This is a genomic window from Microcoleus sp. Pol12B3 (genome assembly GCF_036701355.1).
In the GTDB taxonomy this organism is placed as follows: Bacteria; Cyanobacteriota; Cyanobacteriia; order Cyanobacteriales; family Microcoleaceae; genus Microcoleus.
In genome coordinates this window covers 1-1,449 of record NZ_JAUBQS010000162.1, presented here as the reverse complement: position 1 = coordinate 1,449, position 1,449 = coordinate 1, and the positions used below count along the sequence as shown (strand labels likewise).

Below are 1,449 nucleotides of genomic sequence, written 5' to 3'. Positions count from 1 at the left end.
CAATCACCAAATCCGATTAGCAATTCTGAAGGCTCAACCGCCTCTATTTTCTCCATCCTTTACATAAAAGCACTACCTGGGCGATTTGTCAAATTTATTGAGCGTATTGGTCAGCGTGGTTCTCTAAGCGACAAGCAGTTTTTGGAGGGATTAGAAGGCATTTCTATTCAGCAGATTAATGAGTACAAAGCTGCGGCTTTAGAAGCAGAACAATTTGTCAAAGGTGGTTTTAAAGCTGCTGGGGCAGCAGTAGCGGCAGGTCAAGGTGCAGTTGGCTTGATCGGACTGTTTGGGACAGCAAGTACCGGGACTGCGATCGCTGGGCTCAGCGGTGCAGCAGCTTGGAATGCGACTCTTGCATGGCTGGGAGGTGGTTCTCTGGCTGCTGGTGGCGGTGGCATGGCAGTTGGTACAGTTGTACTTGGAGGTATTATGGTTGGTCCAGCCTTGGCAATTGGTGGCTTCATGCTTGCTGGTGAAGGTGAAAAAGCTTTGACAAAAGCACGAGAATATGAAGCCAAGGTCTATACAGAAATCGCTAAAATTGATGCTGCTAAAGACTTTTTGGAAAGAGTCCAGCGACGGATTGATGAACTTAACTATGTGTTGAATAACTTGAACTCTCGTACTGTTTTCGGACTTAACGAACTTGAATCCCAGGCATTCGAGCGAAATCAAAATGCAGATGTGCGTAAGTTGCAACAGGTAGCGCTTCTGGTAAAATCGCTTGCAGAAATTATGAAGACCCCTGTCTTAGATAGCGAAGGAAACCTCAACCCTGCGACTGCTAAAATCAAAGCTAAATACGGTACTATTTGAGGCAAGTTGACATGATAGCAAAAGAAGTTTCGCGAGGCATCTCAAAGATCACCAGTCCTGCTGAATGCTTACAGGAACTTGTCTCAGCTTACACTGAGTACAAGATGGTGGCAGAGCAGGAGCAGACTAAACGGCGTGAAATTGAGGCATGGGAGAAAACAACCATCGCTCAGATTAAAGCCCAGAGCGATTGGATGATGGAGTACCTCGATCGCTCATTTGATGAGCGTGCAGAAAATTTTCGCGATCTTTTTAGCGTAGTGGATTCGGCAATAGCTAGTGGCAATAATGAACAGTTAGCATTAGCTTTACATTCAATTACAGAAATAGCTAAGTCGAGTCCTTTCCAAGACCTTGCAAACTTAGCATCAGTAAAAGCTGCACTTAACGATCCAGACCATGAATGGGTGTTTTGATTCACCTTTATGAGTGTGGGTTGCCCCTTCACCTATCCCCTTAAATTGAAAAGCGATCGCCCTTAATCTCCAAAAGTGCGATCGCCCTCGATAATTTGACAGTTAACTTATCAAAAACCATCCGTCAAAAAAGTTATTTGACGGGGTGACAACCCCGTCAAAAGCTTGATAAAATCAAGGACATAGCCCTGTACCCCCTCTGGAAGAATGGCAG

The 1,449-nt window shown here is 45.1% G+C and carries 2 protein-coding genes; both read left to right on the top strand.

From position 1 onward, the window contains the following. Positions 1-819, top strand: an 819-nt coding sequence (locus QUA53_RS28980) for a hypothetical protein (RefSeq protein ID WP_333101310.1), incomplete at its 5' end; no start/stop codon positions are given. Between the two features lie 11 nt (positions 820-830). After that, positions 831-1,235: a hypothetical protein gene (locus QUA53_RS28975; protein WP_333101312.1), complete on the top strand. Its 405-nt coding sequence runs from the start codon at positions 831-833 to the stop codon at positions 1,233-1,235. Positions 1,236-1,449: the final 214 nt, after the last annotated feature.

Coding starts and splice junctions, on each gene's coding strand:
- QUA53_RS28975 (WP_333101312.1), top strand. CDS start 831: ATGATAGCAAAAGAAGTTTCGCGAGGCATCTCAAAGATCACCAGTCCT.